This is a genomic window from Ruminococcus sp. AF17-22AC, assembly GCF_003460065.1.
In the GTDB taxonomy this organism is placed as follows: Bacteria; Bacillota; Clostridia; order Lachnospirales; family Lachnospiraceae; genus Blautia_A.
This window is the reverse complement of record NZ_QRXT01000005.1, coordinates 152,250-170,839: the sequence shown is the minus strand read 5'-3', so window position 1 is coordinate 170,839 and position 18,590 is coordinate 152,250. Positions and strand designations below refer to the sequence as shown.

At 43.7% G+C, this 18,590-nt stretch carries 21 protein-coding genes and 1 other annotated feature; of the genes, 19 read left to right on the top strand and 2 right to left on the bottom strand.

Annotation, left to right across the window (positions count from 1 at the left end):
* Window position 1 precedes the first annotated feature (1 nt).
* From map to DWW86_RS09390, 13 genes are all read left to right on the top strand, one after another.
* Window positions 2–757: a type I methionyl aminopeptidase gene (gene map / locus DWW86_RS09450; protein WP_072521740.1), complete on the top strand. Its 756-nt coding sequence runs from the start codon at window positions 2–4 to the stop codon at window positions 755–757.
* A 22-nt stretch (window positions 758–779) separates the two neighbouring features.
* Window positions 780–998, top strand: coding sequence for a translation initiation factor IF-1 (infA, locus tag DWW86_RS09445; RefSeq protein ID WP_005428560.1), 219 nt, complete (start codon window positions 780–782; stop codon window positions 996–998).
* A 385-nt stretch (window positions 999–1,383) separates the two neighbouring features.
* The gene (locus DWW86_RS09440) at window positions 1,384–1,863 is read left to right on the top strand and encodes an NUDIX hydrolase (RefSeq protein WP_072521739.1); all 480 of its coding nucleotides are present in this window, start codon (window positions 1,384–1,386) and stop codon (window positions 1,861–1,863) included.
* A gap of 133 nt (window positions 1,864–1,996) precedes the next feature.
* Complete coding sequence (rpmJ, locus tag DWW86_RS09435; protein ID WP_003497809.1) at window positions 1,997–2,110, top strand: 50S ribosomal protein L36; 114 nt, start codon at window positions 1,997–1,999, stop codon at window positions 2,108–2,110.
* Between the two features lie 300 nt (window positions 2,111–2,410).
* Entirely contained in the window at window positions 2,411–2,779 is a 369-nt protein-coding gene (rpsM, locus tag DWW86_RS09430) for a 30S ribosomal protein S13 (RefSeq protein ID WP_015542265.1), read from the top strand.
* A 177-nt stretch (window positions 2,780–2,956) separates the two neighbouring features.
* Entirely contained in the window at window positions 2,957–3,352 is a 396-nt protein-coding gene (rpsK, locus tag DWW86_RS09425) for a 30S ribosomal protein S11 (RefSeq protein ID WP_072521738.1), read from the top strand.
* Window positions 3,353–3,370: 18 nt separating this feature from the next.
* Entirely contained in the window at window positions 3,371–3,964 is a 594-nt protein-coding gene (rpsD, locus tag DWW86_RS09420; RefSeq protein ID WP_072521737.1) for a 30S ribosomal protein S4, read from the top strand.
* A gap of 59 nt (window positions 3,965–4,023) precedes the next feature.
* Entirely contained in the window at window positions 4,024–4,983 is a 960-nt protein-coding gene (locus DWW86_RS09415) for a DNA-directed RNA polymerase subunit alpha (protein ID WP_072521736.1), read from the top strand.
* 96 nt (window positions 4,984–5,079) lie between these two features.
* A complete protein-coding gene (locus DWW86_RS09410; RefSeq protein WP_072521735.1) occupies window positions 5,080–5,616 on the top strand; it encodes a bL17 family ribosomal protein in 537 nt (178 codons plus the stop codon).
* A gap of 160 nt (window positions 5,617–5,776) precedes the next feature.
* The gene (locus DWW86_RS09405) at window positions 5,777–7,111 is read left to right on the top strand and encodes a MurT ligase domain-containing protein (protein WP_072521734.1); all 1,335 of its coding nucleotides are present in this window, start codon (window positions 5,777–5,779) and stop codon (window positions 7,109–7,111) included.
* On the top strand, window positions 7,111–7,836 hold the full coding sequence (locus DWW86_RS09400; protein WP_072521733.1) for a type 1 glutamine amidotransferase: 726 nt from the start codon (window positions 7,111–7,113) through the stop codon (window positions 7,834–7,836). Before DWW86_RS09405 ends, DWW86_RS09400 begins: the two co-directional genes overlap by 1 nt.
* 10 nt (window positions 7,837–7,846) lie before the next feature.
* Window positions 7,847–8,452 carry a hypothetical protein gene (locus DWW86_RS09395; protein ID WP_072521732.1) on the top strand — a complete coding sequence of 202 codons (606 nt, stop codon included), beginning with the start codon at window positions 7,847–7,849 and terminating at the stop codon, window positions 8,450–8,452.
* A gap of 20 nt (window positions 8,453–8,472) precedes the next feature.
* Window positions 8,473–9,972: a substrate-binding domain-containing protein gene (locus DWW86_RS09390; RefSeq protein WP_072521731.1), complete on the top strand. Its 1,500-nt coding sequence runs from the start codon at window positions 8,473–8,475 to the stop codon at window positions 9,970–9,972.
* Window positions 9,973–10,044: 72 nt separating this feature from the next.
* Here the strand turns inward: DWW86_RS09390 and DWW86_RS09385 are convergent, their stop codons facing one another.
* Entirely contained in the window at window positions 10,045–10,617 is a 573-nt protein-coding gene (locus DWW86_RS09385; protein ID WP_072521730.1) for a xanthine phosphoribosyltransferase, read from the bottom strand.
* Between the two features lie 331 nt (window positions 10,618–10,948).
* Here DWW86_RS09385 and yedF point away from each other — a divergent pair, with 331 nt between their 5' ends.
* The 5 genes from yedF (at window position 10,949) to DWW86_RS09360 (ending at window position 13,322) form a co-directional block, all read left to right on the top strand.
* Window positions 10,949–11,569 (top strand): sulfurtransferase-like selenium metabolism protein YedF, encoded by a 621-nt coding sequence (gene yedF / locus DWW86_RS09380; RefSeq protein ID WP_072521729.1) that lies wholly within the window; start codon window positions 10,949–10,951, stop codon window positions 11,567–11,569.
* Window positions 11,566–11,802, top strand: coding sequence for a putative Se/S carrier protein (locus DWW86_RS09375; RefSeq protein WP_072521728.1), 237 nt, complete (start codon window positions 11,566–11,568; stop codon window positions 11,800–11,802). Before yedF ends, DWW86_RS09375 begins: the two co-directional genes overlap by 4 nt.
* 22 nt (window positions 11,803–11,824) lie before the next feature.
* The gene (locus DWW86_RS09370) at window positions 11,825–12,052 is read left to right on the top strand and encodes a hypothetical protein (protein ID WP_072523365.1); all 228 of its coding nucleotides are present in this window, start codon (window positions 11,825–11,827) and stop codon (window positions 12,050–12,052) included.
* Between the two features lie 70 nt (window positions 12,053–12,122).
* A complete protein-coding gene (locus tag DWW86_RS09365) occupies window positions 12,123–12,470 on the top strand; it encodes a metal-sensing transcriptional repressor (protein ID WP_015542282.1) in 348 nt (115 codons plus the stop codon).
* Window positions 12,471–12,485: 15 nt separating this feature from the next.
* Window positions 12,486–13,322: an Mrp/NBP35 family ATP-binding protein gene (locus DWW86_RS09360; RefSeq protein WP_117942932.1), complete on the top strand. Its 837-nt coding sequence runs from the start codon at window positions 12,486–12,488 to the stop codon at window positions 13,320–13,322.
* Window positions 13,323–13,424: 102 nt separating this feature from the next.
* Here DWW86_RS09360 and DWW86_RS09355 read toward each other — a convergent pair whose 3' ends face one another.
* Window positions 13,425–14,294: a LysR family transcriptional regulator gene (locus DWW86_RS09355; RefSeq protein ID WP_117942931.1), complete on the bottom strand. Its 870-nt coding sequence runs from the start codon at window positions 14,292–14,294 to the stop codon at window positions 13,425–13,427.
* 168 nt (window positions 14,295–14,462) lie between these two features.
* Between DWW86_RS09355 and DWW86_RS09350 the strand changes: the two genes are divergently transcribed.
* Window positions 14,463–18,221, top strand: a complete 3,759-nt coding sequence (locus DWW86_RS09350; RefSeq protein ID WP_117942930.1) for a phosphoribosylformylglycinamidine synthase — start codon at window positions 14,463–14,465, stop codon at window positions 18,219–18,221.
* Between the two features lie 104 nt (window positions 18,222–18,325).
* Window positions 18,326–18,538 (top strand) — a binding site (T-box leader).
* Window positions 18,539–18,590: the final 52 nt, after the last annotated feature.

Below are 18,590 nucleotides of genomic sequence, written 5' to 3'. Positions count from 1 at the left end.
GATGTCAGTTTCAATTAAGTCAGAACATGAAATTGAGCTTATGAGACATGCCGGTCATTTACTGGAACAGGTTCATGATGAACTGGCTTCTCACATTAAGCCGGGAATCAGCACAAAAGAACTGGATCGCATCGGTGAGGATATGATCCGTTCCATGGGTTGTATTCCGAACTTTAAAAATTATCAGGGCTTTCCAGCATCATTCTGTATCAGTCTGAATGATGAAGTAGTACATGGGATCCCGTCCAGACACAAAATCATTCAGGAAGGCGATCTTGTCAAGATCGATGCCGGACTGATCTACAAGGGTTACCATTCAGATGCTGCCCGTACTTATGCAGTAGGTGAGGTTTCACCGGAAGCAAGACAGCTCATGGAAGTGACAAAGCAGAGCTTCTTTGAGGGTATAAAATTTGCAAAAGCAGGAAATCATCTGAATGATATTTCCAAGGCAATCGGTGCTTATGCAGCGAAATTCAACTATGGTATCGTTCGTGACCTGGTTGGTCATGGAATCGGAACTCATCTCCATGAAGATCCGCAGATACCGAACTTCCCGCAGAAGCGAAGAGGCATCAAACTGATGCCGGGTATGACACTTGCAATTGAACCAATGATCAATCTGGGACGCGCAGATGTTGCGTGGGAGGATGATGAGTGGACAGTTGTAACAATGGACGGATCTCTTTCTGCACATTATGAAAATACCATTCTGATCACGGATGGAGAACCGGAAATTCTGACTCTTACAAAATGACAGGTGACACAGGAGGTTTATAATGTCAAAAGCAGACGTAATTGAAGTGGAAGGTACTGTATTAGAGAAGCTGCCTAATGCGATGTTCAAAGTTGAACTTGAAAACAAGCATGTAGTGCTGGCACATATCAGCGGAAAGCTGCGTATGAACTTTATCCGTATTCTTCCTGGAGATAAAGTAACAATTGAACTTTCTCCATATGACCTTTCCAAGGGAAGGATTATCTGGAGAGATAAGTAAGACCGTGAGGGGGACAGGCTCAGAGTTACGAAGGCCGCTGTCCCCCTCACACTCCCCCTGTTGGCCACATCCTGTGCAGGGGGAGTTTTTTCGTGTAATAGGAAATTACTCCGTAATGTTCCTATTACATAAAAACGCTCCGCGAGGATGCGACCAGATGCATGAGGAACATGTCTGCTGAAGCAGACTGCATCTGGCGCGCAAAGCGTAACAAGTCCCTCAAAGATTAAGAGATTCAGGGAGTTTGAAGCGGACTTGTCCGCTTTGTTTATTAAGAAATAATAAGAGAAGTTCTGGGTTGTGGTAGCATGAAGGGTGTTGACTATAGGCTGTATTCTGGGTTACTGATATATGCAGGTTGAGCCGGAAGGAAAGGGGAATTTTCATGCGAAGTCCGATGACAACGCTTTGTTATATAGAAAGAAATGATTCGTATCTGATGATGCACCGGATCAAAAAGAAGCATGATGTGAATGCGGGCAAGTGGATCGGTGTCGGGGGACATTTCGAGACGGGAGAGAGTCCGGAGGACTGTCTTCTTCGGGAAGTGAAGGAAGAGACAGGGCTTACACTTCTTTCGTGGAGATTTCGTGGGATCGTTACATTTTCACAGGAAGGTTTCGGGACAGAATATATGTGTCTCTACACTGCGGATGAGTTTGAAGGAGAATTTCATGACTGTGAGGAAGGCATTATGGAGTGGGTTCCGAAATCGCATCTTATGGATCTGAGTCTGTGGGAGGGTGATAAGATTTTTCTGAAGCTTCTTAAAGATGAAGAGCCTTTCTTTTCTCTGAAACTGTCTTATAAGGGAGAGAAGCTGGTGGAAGTGAGGCTGAATGGAAAAGAATTAAAGAAAAACTGAAATAAAAAAATTAAAGAAAATGTAAAATAATACTTGCAATTTGTAATTTCGAATGTTAATATATCATATGTACGCGCTGAGGCGTGTATGAACTGCAGATTCAAGCCTATATTACGGAAAAGGAGGATTTCCAGTGAAAGTAAGATCATCTGTAAAGCCGATCTGCGAAAAATGCAAGATCATCAAAAGAAAAGGATCTATCAGAGTAATCTGTGAAAATCCAAAACACAAACAGCGTCAGGGTTAATCCGACAGTTTGTGAAACGTGCGGCTGCAGTTTGATACACCCGGAAGGGTTGTTCGAACTGTTTTAATATCTTATTAAAGAAGCATGTATTGCCTAATACCGAGAGGCAACAGCGTCCGTGAGGACACAATTTCGGAAAGGTCGTTCTTTCGCCAAAGACGACTGGGTGTTTTACCGAGGCACCCCAATTAGGAAACTAGAAAATCAGAAAGGTTTTGAAGAAGTGCCCCATTTCACCTTGCGAGACTGCAAGTGGTACCGTTCAGAATACTTTCAAAAAGAAAATGGAGGAAACAGTACATGGCTCGTATAGCTGGTGTAGACTTACCAAGAGAAAAACGTATCGAAATCGGCCTTACCTATATCTATGGTATTGGTAGAGCAAGCGCAGATAAAATCCTTGCTCAGGCAGGTGTAAATCCTGACATTCGTGTCAGAGACCTGACAGACGATGATGTAAAGAAAATCAGTGCTGTCATTGATGAGACAATGATGGTAGAAGGTGATCTTCGTCGTGAAATCGCTCTGAATATTAAGAGACTGCAGGAAATCGGATGCTACAGAGGTATCCGTCATCGTAAAGGACTTCCGGTTCGTGGCCAGAAGACCAAAACAAACGCAAGAACACGCAAAGGTCCTAAGAGAACCGTTGCTAATAAGAAAAAATAAAAAGTAGAACACTTAGCGAAAGCAAGCTGATAATCGCAGCTTGAGGCTGGTGTGAACTTTGTTCGAAGAAACTTAATGAAGCCGGGTGATAACGAAGGCTGAATTGAGTGAATCGAACTTCCTTAGACAAGAAGCTTATTAATTTATAATCAAAGGAAAGTGTAGGTTAGTTTTAAAATGGCAAAAGCAACCAGAAAAGCGACTACAAAACGTCGTGTAAAGAAAAACGTTGAACACGGACAGGCACATATCCAGTCTTCTTTTAACAATACAATTGTTACTCTGACAGACAACGAAGGAAACGCTCTTTCATGGGCAAGTGCTGGTGGTCTTGGATTTAGAGGTTCAAGGAAATCTACTCCTTATGCAGCACAGATGGCAGCAGAGACTGCAACAAAAGCTGCTTTAATTCATGGTTTAAAAACTGTTGATGTTATGGTTAAAGGACCAGGTTCCGGACGTGAAGCTGCAATCCGTGCCCTTCAGGCATGTGGTCTTGAAGTAACAAGTATCCGTGACGTAACACCGGTTCCGCATAACGGATGCCGTCCACCAAAACGCAGAAGAGTCTAATTTAGGAGGTAGCTTGAAATGGCAGTAAATAGAGTTCCTGTTCTGAAAAGATGCAGATCCCTCGGCCTGGATCCGATTTACTTAGGAATTGATAAAAAATCTACAAGACAGTTAAAACGTGCAAACAGAAAAATGTCTGAGTACGGTTTACAGTTAAGAGAAAAACAGAAAGCAAAATTCATCTACGGAGTTCTGGAAAAACCTTTCCACAACTACTACAACAAAGCTGACAGAATGCCGGGACAGACTGGTGAAAACCTTATGGTTCTTCTTGAAAGCAGACTTGACAACGTTGTATTCCGTATGGGTCTTGCAAGAACAAGACGTGAAGCACGTCAGATCGTTGATCACAAGCATGTACTTGTAAACGGCAAATGTGTTAACATTCCGTCTTACCTTGTAAAAGCTGGTGATACAATTGAAATCAAAGAAAAATGCAAAGGTTCTGAAAGATACAAAGGTATTCTGGAAGTAACAGGCGGAAGACTTGTTCCGGAATGGCTTGATGTAAATCAGGAAGCTTTAAGCGGAACTGTAAAAGAACTTCCAAGAAGAGAAGCAATTGATGTTCCGGTAAACGAGATGCTTATCGTCGAGTTGTACTCCAAATAATGCATACTAGCTCGTTAAATACCCTCAAATGTTGACAAACCCAGAAGGAGGGACTTATAGTGTTTGATTTTAATAAACCAAAAATCGAAATTACGGAAATATCCGAAGATAAAAAATTTGGCAGATTCGTAGTAGAGCCGCTCGAAAGAGGTTACGGTACTACACTTGGTAATTCTCTCAGAAGAATTATGCTGTCATCCCTCCCGGGAGCAGCAGTTAGCCAAGTTAAGATTGATGGCGTTCTTCATGAATTCAGCTCTATTCCGGGCGTAAAAGAAGACGTTTCTGAGATCATTATGAATCTTAAGAGCCTGGCCATCAAAAATAATAGCGCTGACAATGAACCGAAGACTGCATACATTGAGTGTGAAGGCAAGGGCGTTGTAACTGCTGCTGATATTCAGGCAGATCAGGATATCGAAATCATGAATCCGGATCAGGTCATTGCAACCCTCAACGGTGGCAAAGACTGCAGACTGGCTATGGAACTTACAATTACACGTGGACGTGGCTATGTAAGTGCTGACAAAGGCAAATCTGAAGATATGCCAATCGGTGTGCTCGCAGTTGATGCTATCTATACACCGGTTGACAGAGTCAATATGGTTGTAGAGAACACCCGTGTTGGTCAGGTAACTGATTTCGATAAACTTACACTGGATGTATATACCAATGGAACATTGGATCCGGATGAGGCTGTCAGCCTTGCTGCAAAAGTTCTGAGCGAACACCTCAGTCTTTTCATTGATCTTTCCGAAAACGCTAAGACCGCAGAAGTCATGATCGAAAAAGAAGACAATGAAAAAGAAAAAGTTCTCGAAATGAGCATTGATGAACTTGAACTTTCCGTTCGTTCTTACAACTGCCTGAAGAGAGCCGGTATCAATACTGTTGAAGAACTGTGCAACAAAACTTCTGATGATATGATGAAGGTTCGTAACCTTGGTCGTAAGTCACTGGAAGAAGTACTTGCAAAACTGAAAGAACTGGGATTACAGCTTCAGCCAACTGAAGAATAATCCACCGTTAGATTAATAGTAGCGGGGATGCCTAAGCATCAGGACAGTAAGACCGAACAAGCATGTTCTGATGTCCCGCAGATGGAGGAAAATAAAATGGCAAAATATAGAAAATTAAGCAGAACATCTGATCAGAGAAAAGCTCTGTTAAGAAACCAGGTGACAAATCTTCTGTATCACGGAAAAATTGTTACTACTGAAGCAAAAGCAAAAGAAATTCGCAAGATCGCCGAAAGTCTTATCGCTATGGCAGTACGTGAAAAAGACAACTTTGAGACAGTTACTGTAACTGCAAAAGTTGCACGTAAAGATGCTGATGGTAAGAGAGTGAAAGAAGTTGTAGACGGCAAGAAAGTTACCGTATACGATGAAGTTCAGAAGGAAATCACTAAAGATGCTCCGTCCAGACTGCACGCTCGTCGTCAGATGGCTAAAGTTTTCTACTCTGTTAAAGAAGTACCTGCAAAAGGTGCCGGCAGAAAGAAAAATACCAAAGATGTCGACATGACAAAGAAAATGTTCGAAGAAATCGCACCGAAATATGCTGGCCGTAACGGTGGTTACACAAGAATCGTTAAGATCGGACCGCGTAAAGGTGATGCAGCAATGGAAGTACTTATTGAATTAGTATAATCTTTGCGATGATTAAAAGGGATGTCTCTGCGGAGGCATCCCTTTTTTGCATCAAAAAGCTGCCTTTTTTTTGTAACTTTATCCTTAAGGTTGATAATTTCTGCATTTTAGCGTACAATCAGTTACAAAACAGTATGAAGAAAATAAAGGGTTAATTAAGATGAAGATAAGAAAGCTACTCGCAATCTGGGCAGCGAAAGCTGCAGGTGCAGGTTGCAAAATGATGGGACGTCAGGGTGTGACATGGGCAGGTAAGATTGCATTGAAGATATATCCGCAGATCCTTACGGAGTTGTCAGAAGAAGTCAGAAAGGGTATATTCGTAGTCTGTGGAACGAATGGTAAGACAACGACAAACAATATGCTCTGTGCAGCTCTGGAAGCAGAGGGACAGAAGGTGGTCTGCAATCATACAGGTTCCAATATGCTGAACGGTGTTGTTGCAGCGTTTGCACTTGGCGCAGGATTAAACGGTCATATTGATGCAGATTATGCCTGTATCGAGGTAGATGAAGCATCCACCAGGCATATTTTTCCGCGTATGAAACCGAATTACATGGTGATGACCAATCTTTTCCGTGATCAGCTTGACCGTTACGGTGAGATCGACATTACGATGAATATTCTGGAAGAGATGATCCGTACCGTCCCTGATATGAAACTGATCGTAAACGGTGATGATGCATTGTCAGCATATATGGCAATGGACAGTGGCAACCCATGCGTTTATTATGGAATCAGCCGTCCGGTCATGAAAAATGAGACAAATGAGATCCGTGAAGGACGTTTTTGCAAGAAATGCGGAGAGCGTCTGCAGTACAGCTTTTATCATTACAGCCAACTTGGAGATTATCAGTGTCCGAAATGCGGCTTTAAACGACCGGTTCCGGATTATGATGCAGAAGATGTAAAAGTCAGCGATCAGCTCAGTTTCTCTGTAGAGGGAAATCGAATTGTTGCAAATTATCGTGGATTCTATAATGTATATAATATTCTGGCAGCTTATGCAGGCATCCGCACCGCAGGTTTTAAATCAGAACATTTTATGGATATGCTCAAAAACTTTAATCCGGAGAACGGCAGAATGGAGCAGTTCCGCATCAAAGGTGCAGGAGTGACTCTGAATCTTGCGAAGAATCCGGCTGGTTTTAACCAGAATATTTCTGCTGTTATGCAGGATACCAATCCGAAAGACGTGATCATTGCAATCAACGACAATGCACAGGACGGCATCGATATTTCCTGGCTCTGGGATGTGGATTTTGACCGCCTCGGAGAAGAAAGTATTCGTTCGATCACCGTCAGCGGTATCCGCTGTCAGGATATGCGCCTGCGATTGAAATATGTGGATATTCCATCTATTCTGGAATCTGATGTAGAGAAGGCAATCCGTGACCGGGTAGCAGACGGAACTGGAAACTTATATGTTCTGGTAAACTATACGGCACTTTTCAGCACAAGAAATATACTTAAGAAGCTGGAGGGAGAACACTGATGAAATTAACAATAGGACATTTATACCCGGAGCTTCTTAATCTTTATGGTGACAGAGGCAACATCCAGTGCCTGATGAAGAGATGCCAGTGGCGCGGCATTGAAGCTGAGACGATCGCATTTGAGATGGGCGATACCATTGATTTTTCCAAACTGGATATCGTGCTTCTGGGCGGTGGTTCAGACAGAGAGCAAATGATCGTCTGTGAGAAATTAAAAGAAATCCAGAAGGATTTTAAGGCATATGTGGAGGATAACGGCGTTGTTATTGCGATATGCGGTGGATATCAGCTGCTTGGAAGTTACTACAAGACAGATCAGGGTATGATCGATGGCCTGAGTCTGGTAGATATGTATACAGAACAGGAAGAAGGCCGTCTGATCAGCAACATTGTCCTGAAGAGCGATCTTTTTGAAATGCCGGTAGTGGGATTCGAGAATCACGGCGGAAGGACCTGCATTAAAGACAACAAGCCGCTGGGCAAAGTCCTGTATGGAAAGGGAAATGATGGCAGAACCGGATATGAAGGTGTTGTTTATAAAAATGTAATAGGCACTTACCTTCACGGACCGTTACTGCCGAAGAACCCACAGCTTGCGGACTGGCTGATCCTGAAAGCCCTTCAGCGCAAATATGGAGATCAGACGACACTTACAGGGCTTGATGACCGTCAGGAAAAAGAAGCAAACGATTATATCTTTCATCGATTTATACAAAACAGATAAGGGGATACAAATGGCAAAATCACACAATCAGAAAGCAAAAATACTGATCCTTGAACATCTTCTGGCAGGCACATCCCGGGATCAGATCGTGACGATGCAGGAGATTCTTGACAGACTTGCAGAGTATGACATTACAGCAGAACGAAAAAGTATTTACGATGATCTGGAGGCCCTGCGAGAGTTTGGGCTGGATATAGAGTTCAAAAGAGGCAGACCGGGCGGATATTATCTGAAAAATGGAAATGTTCCGCCACTTCAGGAAAAGCCGGCAGCAGATAAAACGACGAAAGCTGCCCATTCAAAAGCTTCTGGCGAAACAGAGACCGGTTTTATGAGCTTTTGTAAATCTGAAATTCAGGAAGCAGAGAAGCCAATGAAATTAGTGTGCCGGAAATCAAAAGAAAAAGAGATGCGGGCATTCTTTGGAACAGTGGCAGAATACAAAGCAAAAGAAAATGATGAAATTCAGATTACTGCACCGCAGATCAGCGGTCCGCAGTTTTTTGGCTGGCTGACGGCAATGGGGAAAGATGTACATATCCTGAAACCCAAAAAGACGGCAGCAGCATACCGTGACTATCTCAAGACTCTTGCAAAAGAGTACAAAGGTGTATAAAGGACAGAAAGGAAATCAGCATGAAAAAAAGAGCAGTTTGTATCATACTCGGAGTATTGCTGACCGGAACCATGTTCACCGGTTGTGGCAAAAACAAGGCAACAGAGGCAGCCAGTGAAAGTGCGCAGACCGAAAAAGAAGGTGCAGGAGAAGACGTAGAGACTGATACTGAAACAGAAAAAAAATCCGATCAAGATTCCTCAGACAAAGCAACTTCCTCTGATAAAGATTCTTCAGTCAAAGAGGAGACTGCCACAGATACATCGGTGCCGACAGAGGCGGAAGGACAGGAGGAAGAAACAGACGCATCAGACGCTGAGAAAATTGCGATTCTGCTTCCGAATGAAGATGAATGGACCAGAGATGCCAAAGAACTCGAGGCGAAGTTTACGGATGATGGTTATGCGCCGGTAATCATGTATGCACAGGATGACGCAGATGAGCAGGCATCTCAGGTCAGTGACATGACAGAGGAAGGCGTATCTGCAATGGTGATCGCACCGGTAGATCCATATGGCTTAAGTGAGGAACTTAAAGCTGCAAAAGAGGCTGAAATTCCAGTAATTGCATATGATGATCTGATTATGAATACGGATGGAGTAAAATATTATGTGACTTTTGGCGGACGTCAGATCGGACAGCTGATCGGACAGGAAATCATTGATAAGGAAGAACTGGAGAAACTTCAGGAGGCAAAAGAATCAAAGACAATCGAGTTTCTTATGGGCTCTCTGGATGATACACAGGCACTGTTTTTCTATAATGGACTGATGGAAAAACTGCAGCCGTATCTGGATGACGGTACACTGGTATGCAAATCCGGACAGATTACATTTGAAGAGACCGGTATCTTAAGATGGAGCATGGACAAGGCACAGTCACGTGCAGAAGATATTCTGGAGGAAGCTTATCAGGACGGAGAGGCACCGGATATCATCTGTACAGGCTTTGACGGTGCGGCAGAAGGAGCGGTGAATGCACTTCAGAATAACGGACTGACACCGGGAGAAAACTGGCCGATGATTACAGGAGTCGGATGTGATGCGGATGCAGTAAGGGACATCGCAGAGAGTGAAATTGCATGCAGCGTCTTTATGGATCGCAGAGTACTGGCAGATCAGGCAGAAGATATGGTAAATGTATATCTGCATGGAGAAGACGATCCGGAAGTTAATGATTATGAACAGTATGACAATGGTACAAAGATCATTGCTTCTTATCTGTGCGAACCACAGCTTATCAATATAGATAATTACGAGATTCTGATCGATAGCGGATATTATACAGAAGATGAGGTAAAACCGGAAACTACACCGACACCAGAGCCGACTGTGACACCGGAGATTACTGAGGAACCGGATGTTACTGCTACGCCAGAGGTAACAGAAAGCCCGGAAGCAACCATAACTCCGGAGGTTACCGAAGAATCTGAGGAGACTGCAACTCCAACACCGACGGAAAAGGTGACACCAACTCCAAAGGAACGCATAACTTTAAAACGTTCCACAAAGAATAAATAATTGAATTATATAAAAGACAAACAAAAAAGGAACCTCTGTCAGCTAGCAGGGGTTCCTTTTACGTAGTTAAGATTAGTCACGGAAAGTTAAGGAGTCATCTGTCATGGAATCTACGATTGCGAGGGATTCCAGACGTACACCCATGTCACGGATTTTCTGCCCGCCGTTCTGGAAACCTTTCTCAATGACAATGCCGGCACCTTCAAGAGTTGCACCGGATTCTTTAACAATATCGATGAGTCCGAGTAATGCACATCCGTTTGCAAGGAAGTCATCGATCAAAAGTACATGGTCTTCCGGTCCGAGGAACTTCTTGGAAAGGATAACGTCATAAACTTTTTTATGTGTGAAAGATTCCACTTTGGAACAGTACATTTCACCATCAAGATTCAGGCTCTGGGCTTTTTTTGCAAAAATGACAGGTACATCAAAATATTGTGCGGTAATACAGGCAATACCGATGCCGGATGCCTCAATAGTGAGGATTTTAGTAATCGGACAATCTGCGAAACGTCTTTTAAACTCTTTGCCGATCTCGTTGATGAGAGTAATATCCATCTGATGATTCAAAAAACTGTCTACCTTCAAAATATTTCCTGGTTTTACGATTCCATCTTTCAGTATACGGTCCTTTAAAAGCTGCATGATTTCTCTCCTTTGATTTCTAAGCGTTTTCATAAAATTATAATAATGATACTCTATTCTTCGAAGAAGTTCAATTCTTTTCGACAAAATTTTTAAAAAGGAGCCTGCGTTGGTTACTGTTCACAGGTAGTATTCCGCGAGGTGTTTTGCCATGAACAATGGCAAAATCCCGAGACATACGGGGCAAAATCCCATCACCGCAGGTGATTTGGAATGGATTTTGACCAAGTTGCTGTGAACGGAGTGAACAGTAACCTGCGTTGCAAAAGTCAGAGAGGTCTGCTACAATGAGGTTAATTTCAGAAAATAGCAGACATCAGGAGGTAATAAAATGGATGAACAGAAATATACAGTAAATGCAATGGGCGAGCAGTGCCCGATTCCGGTTGTAAAGACAAAAAAGGTTCTGGACAGTGTGCAGGGAGATGCAGAGATTACAGTTCTTGTAGATAATGAAACTGCAGTTCAGAATCTTACAAGAATGGGTAAAAATGCCGGAGCGGAGGTTCTTGCAGAGAAAACAAGTGACAGAGAATTTCATGTGACCCTTCGTGTAAAAGACAGAAAGCCTTCAGTCGAGACAACGGAAGAAATAAATTGCATTCCGGATGTAAAGGGTGATTTTGTGATCGCTGTGGATACCGCGACTATGGGAAGAGGCAATGATGAACTCGGTCAGGTCCTGATGAAAGGATTCCTTTTTGCAGTGACACAGCTTGATGAGCTTCCGAAAACCATGCTGTTTTATAATGGCGGTGCGACGCTTACGACAGAAGACTCCGATTCGCTCGATGATTTAAAGAGTCTGGAGGCACAGGGCGTGACGATCAAGACCTGCGGCACCTGTCTTAATTATTACGGACTGACTGAGAAACTCAAAGTAGGCGAAGTGACCAATATGTATGATATCGTAGAAACGATGGCGAAAGCATCCAAAGTCGTAAAACCATGATAAAGAAAGTACCGAGATATCTTCTGACCTTTTTTAATACGAGTGGTGCAATCGCGGTGGAGCGTTTCTGCAAAGAACATGAGATTCCCGGAAGACTGATTCCGGTACCACGCGAGATCTCGGCAAGCTGCGGCCTTTCCTGGGCGGTTTTGCAGGAAGAAAAGGACTGCCTTGCATTGGTGGAACATGAATTTGCAGAAGAAATCGAAGGAAAGTGGATGCTGGATGTCTGAAATCCGGAAAGAGTGGAAAACTATGAAAGAATATGAAGTGATCTGGGAGATTTTTAATAAGTGTCCCAGAAATCAGATGCGAGATGTGTTTGTCGAAGAGGTAGAGATTGCAGATCCGGAAGAGTATGTCAGACACAAATTTCAGGGAAAAGATGTGAGTTATGACAAGACTGTTCTGCCGGACGGTACGATTGTATTTGATATTGTGACTTCTCAGATAAAACAACGATGCTCCTTTACAGAGATTTAGTATTTATGGTATAATAATATTTACGCAATAAAATACCGGAATGCCTGAAAATCAGGCAAAAGGAGAAAACATGAGTGAGACAAAAGAAACCCATGTACATGTTCGTGAGGACGGGACAGTGATCGAGCATTCTCACGGTCCACATGGTCATCATCACAGCCATGAACAGACGAAAGCAGTTCTGAACAGATTATCCAGAGCAATCGGACATCTGGAGTCTATTAAGCGGATGGTAGAGGACGGCAGGGACTGTTCGGAAGTGCTGATCCAGCTTTCCGCTGTGAAGTCAGCAATCAACAATACCGGCAAGATCATCCTTCAGGATCATATTGAGCATTGTATTGTGGATGCAGTGGAGCATGGTGACAGAGATGCAATCAAAGAACTGGAACGGGCAATCGACAGATTTATGAAATAAAGGAGTAACAATAAAATGGCAAAAGAATGCAGTAACAGCTCATGCAGCAAATCAAGCTGCGAAGGATGTGCAAGCAAAGGCAAGAGCGAGCCACAGAATTTTCTTGCACCGGCAAATATTTTTTCTGATATAAAACATGTGATCGGTGTTGTCAGCGGTAAGGGAGGCGTAGGTAAATCCTTCGTGACAGGTTCCCTTGCAAACGCAATGGCAGCAAAAGGTTATAAAGTAGGTATTCTGGATGCAGACATCACCGGGCCGTCCATCCCGAAGATGTATGGTCTTACAGGTGCGGCTCAGGCGGATGACAACGGTATCTATCCGATGGAGACTGCCAACGGTATTAAGGTAATGTCTATCAACCTGCTTCTTCCTACAGAAGACACTCCGGTCATCTGGAGAGGACCGGTCCTTGCAAACATGGTCAAACAGTTCTGGACCGATGTTGTATGGGACAAGATTGACTATCTCTTTGTAGATATGCCTCCGGGAACAGGTGATGTACCGCTTACAGTATTTCAGTCACTTCCGATCGACGGAATCGTGATCGTAAGTTCCCCACAGGATCTTGTAAAGATGATCGTAAAGAAAGCATACAACATGGCTGAAATGATGAAGATTCCGGTGCTTGGAATTGTTGAGAACTACAGCTATGTAAAATGTCCGGACTGTGGTAAATCAATCAAGATCTTTGGTGAAAGTCACATCGATGAGATTGCAGCAGAGCTGAAGGTACCGGTTGTAGGCAAGATGCCGATCGATATGGATTATGCTTCCAGGGCTGACAGCGGAGCATTTGATCAGATCAACAACGAATATATCGCGAAGGCAGTCGAAGTAATGCCAGAGTAAATAAATGCCCGACAGAGGCGGAGAAAATCTGAATTTCAGATAAACTCCGTCGGCTGCCGGGCCTTTTACATTATAAAAAATTATTCTGCAATCATCCGGAAGTTACAATATTTCAAGAAATCTTTCCGCTGCCTGTGAAAGCGGCTGACCGTCATGGTAGATAAGTACAAGCTGTCTGGGGGAAAGGCCACTGATAAGTGAGATCGGTTTTAGGGAATCATCGGGCGAGAGCATATAATCCGGAATAAAGGCAATGCCGAGTCCGATGCGGGCGAGATCCATCAGAAGGTCGTTGCTGTTGAGTTCGACTTCCGGCAGCAGGTTTAACCCCTGAGAGGCAAACGCCTGATGAAGGTATTCGCTGGTCGTACTCTTGCCGGACAGCATCAGAATCGGATACTCAAGCAGAGTATTCATCTCACGGGGCACGTCATTTAAAGGAAAATATTCAGGATTTCCTACAAAAATATCCTGAAATTCTTTTAAGACACGGATCTGTATATGATTGCCGAGACGTGAATTCGGAAAATTGCAGACGATCAGATCGACCTGGCCTTTTTCCAGAAGTTCCACACAGCCGATCGAAGTGCTGTTGGTAACTTTGATTCGGACATCAGGGAATGCCTGATGAAACTGCTGAAGGTAACTGATCAGATAATAACGGCAGATCGTGTCACTGGCACCGATACGGAGCTGTCCCTTCAGCATATTGTCACCGGAAAGCAGGGATTCTCCCTCGACGAGCATCTGCAAAGCCGGTTTGACATGCTGCAGAAGAAGTTCTCCTTCCGGTGTGAGGAGGACTTTTTTTGTGCTTCGGATAAAAAGTGTGTGATTCAGTTTTTTTTCAAGTGTTTTGATCGACTGGCTCACGGCAGACTGAGAAATAAAAAGTTGACGGGATGCCTCCGAAAAACTTAAAGAAGTGGCAACATAATAAAAAACTTTGTAGAGTTCAAGATTGATGTCCATAGGAACCTCCTGATTGATAAGATTGAGTAATAAAAAATATAAGATATATTAATTTTACTAATGATATTTGTTATGATACTATATATTTTGAAGCAGCACAAGTGTGTCTGCGTCACAAATAATATATAACTATAAGACAAACACATATCTGAAAGGAGTTTCTTACTTATGAGTAACGTAAGACGCGTTTATGTAGAAAAGAAACCAGCCTATGCAGTACAGGCAAAAGAATTAAAACACGAGATCAGCAGTTATCTCGGAATCAAATCCGTATCAAATGTCAGAGTGCTGATTCGCTATGACGTAGAAAATATTTCAGATGAAGTTTTTGAAAAAGCATGCAGAACCGTGTTTGCAGAGCCGCCGGTAGATGATCTTTATCTTGAGAAATTCGAGGCATCCGAAGAAGCAAAGATTTTTTCTGTAGAATATCTTCCGGGCCAGTTTGATCAGAGAGCTGACTCTGCAGTCCAGTGTGTACAGTTCCTGGAAGGGGATGCACAGCCGATCATCCGCTCTGCAACTACTTATGTAATAGAAGGACATATAACAGCCGAAGAATTTGATGCCATCAAACATCACTGCATCAACCCGGTAGATTCCCGTGAGACAGGCCTCGAGAAACCAGAGACACTGGTTACTGTATTCCCGGAGCCGGAAGATGTCAAGATCTTTGACGGATTTAAAGATATGCCGGAAGAAGAACTCAAAGCACTGTATGATTCTCTGAATCTTGCAATGACTTTCAAGGATTTCCAGCACATCCAGAATTACTTTAAAAACGAAGAAAAACGTGATCCGTCTATGACAGAGATCCGTGTACTTGATACATACTGGTCCGATCACTGCCGCCATACCACATTCTCCACAGAGCTTACCGATGTGAAGTTTGATGAGGGCGACTACAAAGAACCAATCGTAAAGACTTATGAAAAATATCTTGCAGACAGAGAAGTCCTTTACAAAGATCGTGATGACAAATTTGTCTGCCTGATGGATCTTGCCCTGATGGCAATGAAAAAACTGAAATCTGAAGGGAAACTTGCAGATCAGGAAGAATCTGATGAGATCAATGCCTGCAGTATCGTTGTTCCGGTTGATGTGGACGGCAAAGAAGAAGAGTGGCTGATCAACTTCAAGAATGAGACACACAACCATCCGACCGAGATCGAACCATTCGGTGGTGCGGCAACCTGCCTTGGTGGTGCTATTCGTGACCCGCTTTCCGGACGTACTTATGTATATCAGGCAATGCGTGTGACCGGTGCAGCTGATCCGACAGTATCCGTAAAAGAAACTCTTAAAGGAAAACTTCCGCAGAAAAAACTGGTCAGAGGTGCAGCTCATGGCTACAGCTCTTATGGTAACCAGATCGGTCTTGCTACCGGTTATGTAAAAGAAGTCTATCATCCGGATTATGTTGCAAAACGTATGGAGATCGGTGCTGTTATGGGTGCAGCTCCGAGACGTGCTGTTATCCGTGAAAATTCCGATCCGGGAGATATTATTATCCTGCTCGGCGGACGTACAGGCCGTGATGGTATTGGTGGTGCAACCGGTTCCTCAAAAGTACATACAGAGGCATCTATCGAAGTCTGCGGTGCAGAAGTACAGAAAGGTAATGCACCGACAGAACGTAAGATCCAGCGTATGTTCAGACGTGAAGAAGTCAGTCATATCATTAAGAAATGTAACGACTTTGGTGCCGGCGGTGTATCCGTTGCCATCGGAGAACTGGCAGCAGGTCTTCGTGTAGATCTTGATAAAGTTCCGAAAAAATATGCCGGTCTTGATGGTACAGAGATTGCAATCTCTGAATCTCAGGAACGTATGGCAGTTGTCGTAGATCCAAAAGATGTTGACAAATTCCTTGGCTTTGCAAACGAAGAAAACCTCGAAGCAATCCCGGTTGCAGTCGTTACCGAGGAGCCACGCCTTGTTCTTACATGGAGAGGCAAAGAAATCGTAAATATTTCCCGTGCATTCCTTGACACTAATGGAGCACATCAGGAAACAACAGTAGAGGTTGAGATTCCGAACAAGGAAGGAAACCTCTTCGAAGAAAGACCAGACGTTGCCAATGTTAAGGCAAAATGGCTGGAGACACTTGCTGACCTCAATGTATGCTCCCAGAAAGGTCTTGTCGAAATGTTCGACGGTTCTATCGGTGCAGGAAGCGTATTTATGCCATACGGCGGTCAGTATCAGCTTACAGAGACTCAGAGTATGGTTGCTAAAGTTCCGGTACAGAACGGAAAGACTGATACAGTTACCATGATGAGCTACGGCTTTGACCCATATCTCTCATCCTGGAGTCCATATCACGGAGCTGCTTATGCAGTAACAGAATCTGTAGCAAGAATCGTGGCTACAGGTGGTGATTACAAGAAGATCCGCTTCACATTCCAGGAATACTTCCGTCGTATGACCGAAGATCCAAAGAGATGGAGTCAGCCATTCTCTGCACTCCTTGGTGCTTATGCGGCACAGATGGGATTTGGCCTTCCGTCCATCGGTGGTAAAGACAGTATGTCCGGTACCTTTAATGAGATTGATGTACCTCCGACACTTGTTTCCTTTGCAGTTGATGTAGCTAAGATCCAGGATGTGATCACTCCTGAACTCAAAAAAGCAGGAAACAAACTTGTATGGCTCCGTGCACCGCGTGATCAGTATGATCTGCCGGATTACGCAGGAATCATGGATCAGTACGAAAAACTCCATAACGATATCCAGAACGGCAAAGTTGTTTCTGCCTATGCACTGGATCGCCACGGTATTGCAGCAGCTGTTTCCAAGATGGCATTTGGTAACGCATTTGGTGTAAAGATCGAGCATAATCTGGATCCGAGAGATTTCTTTGCTCCGGGATTTGGTGACATTATCATGGAAGTTCCGGCAGACAAAGTTGGAGAACTTTCCATTACCTATACACTGATCGGTGAAGTTACCGAGGATGGCAAATTCTCCTACGGAGATACCGTGATCACTGAGGCAGAAGCTGTAGAAGCATGGAAAGGAACTCTGGAAAGAGTCTTCAAGACAGTTTCCGGTGAAGAAAATGAAAAACCGGCAAAAGATGAGCTGTACCATGCAGAAAACATTTATGTATGCAAACACAAAGTTGCAAAACCGCGTGTATTTATTCCGGTATTCCCAGGAACTAACTGCGAATACGACAGCACACGTGCATTTGAGAGAGCCGGCGCAGAAGTGGATGTCAAAGTATTCAAGAACCTGACAGCAGAAGATATCCATGATTCTGTAGAACTCTTTGAGAAAGCAATTGATCAGGCACAGATCATTATGTTCCCAGGAGGATTCTCCGCAGGTGATGAACCGGATGGTTCTGCAAAATTCTTTGCAACTGCATTCCAGAATGCAAAGATCAAAGAAGCCGTTATGAAACTGATTAATGAGAGAGACGGCCTTGCACTTGGTATCTGTAATGGTTTCCAGGCACTCATCAAACTTGGCCTTGTACCGTATGGTGAGATCTGCGGACAGAAAGAGGATTCTCCGACACTGACCTTCAACACCATCGGACGTCATATCTCAAAGATGGTTTACACCAAGGTTGTAAGCAACAAGTCTCCATGGCTTCAGAAAGCACAGCTCGGCGGTGTATACTGTAACCCGGCATCCCACGGAGAGGGACGTTTTGTTGCCAACGATGAATGGCTTGCAAAACTCTTTGCCAACGGACAGGTTGCAACTCAGTATGTAACTCCGAATGGAAACTTAAGTGCAGACGAAGAATGGAATGTCAATGGTTCCTACATGAACATCGAAGGTATCACAAGTCCTGACGGACGTATCCTCGGTAAGATGGCACACAGCGAGCGTCGTGGCGATGGAGTGGCTGTCAATATTTATGGAGAGCAGGATATTAAGATCTTTGAATCCGGTGTAGAGTACTTTAAATAATCGCAGGTGAGCTATAGTCAGATTATGTAATATTGGTCTGACCAAAAAGTGAAATCACCCATTGACAAATGGAAAGCATGTGGATATAATGGGTAACAGAATAAAGAAACACGTTGAAGAGAAGAGTAAACTGTGGAATGTTCCAGAGAGAGATACGCATGCTGAGAGTATTTTAACAGGAAGCAGTCGAAGACCATCTCCGAGTGACCCTAATACGGTCCGGTGATTCCGTTATCATCTTATAAGAGTGGCTGGATCTGCCTTATGACAGACGCAGCAAGCAGGGTGGAACCGCGAGTAGATTATTCGTCCCTTACAGTACATAAAGTGTATTGTAAGGGACTTTTTTGTGTAATAGAAAATTACTCC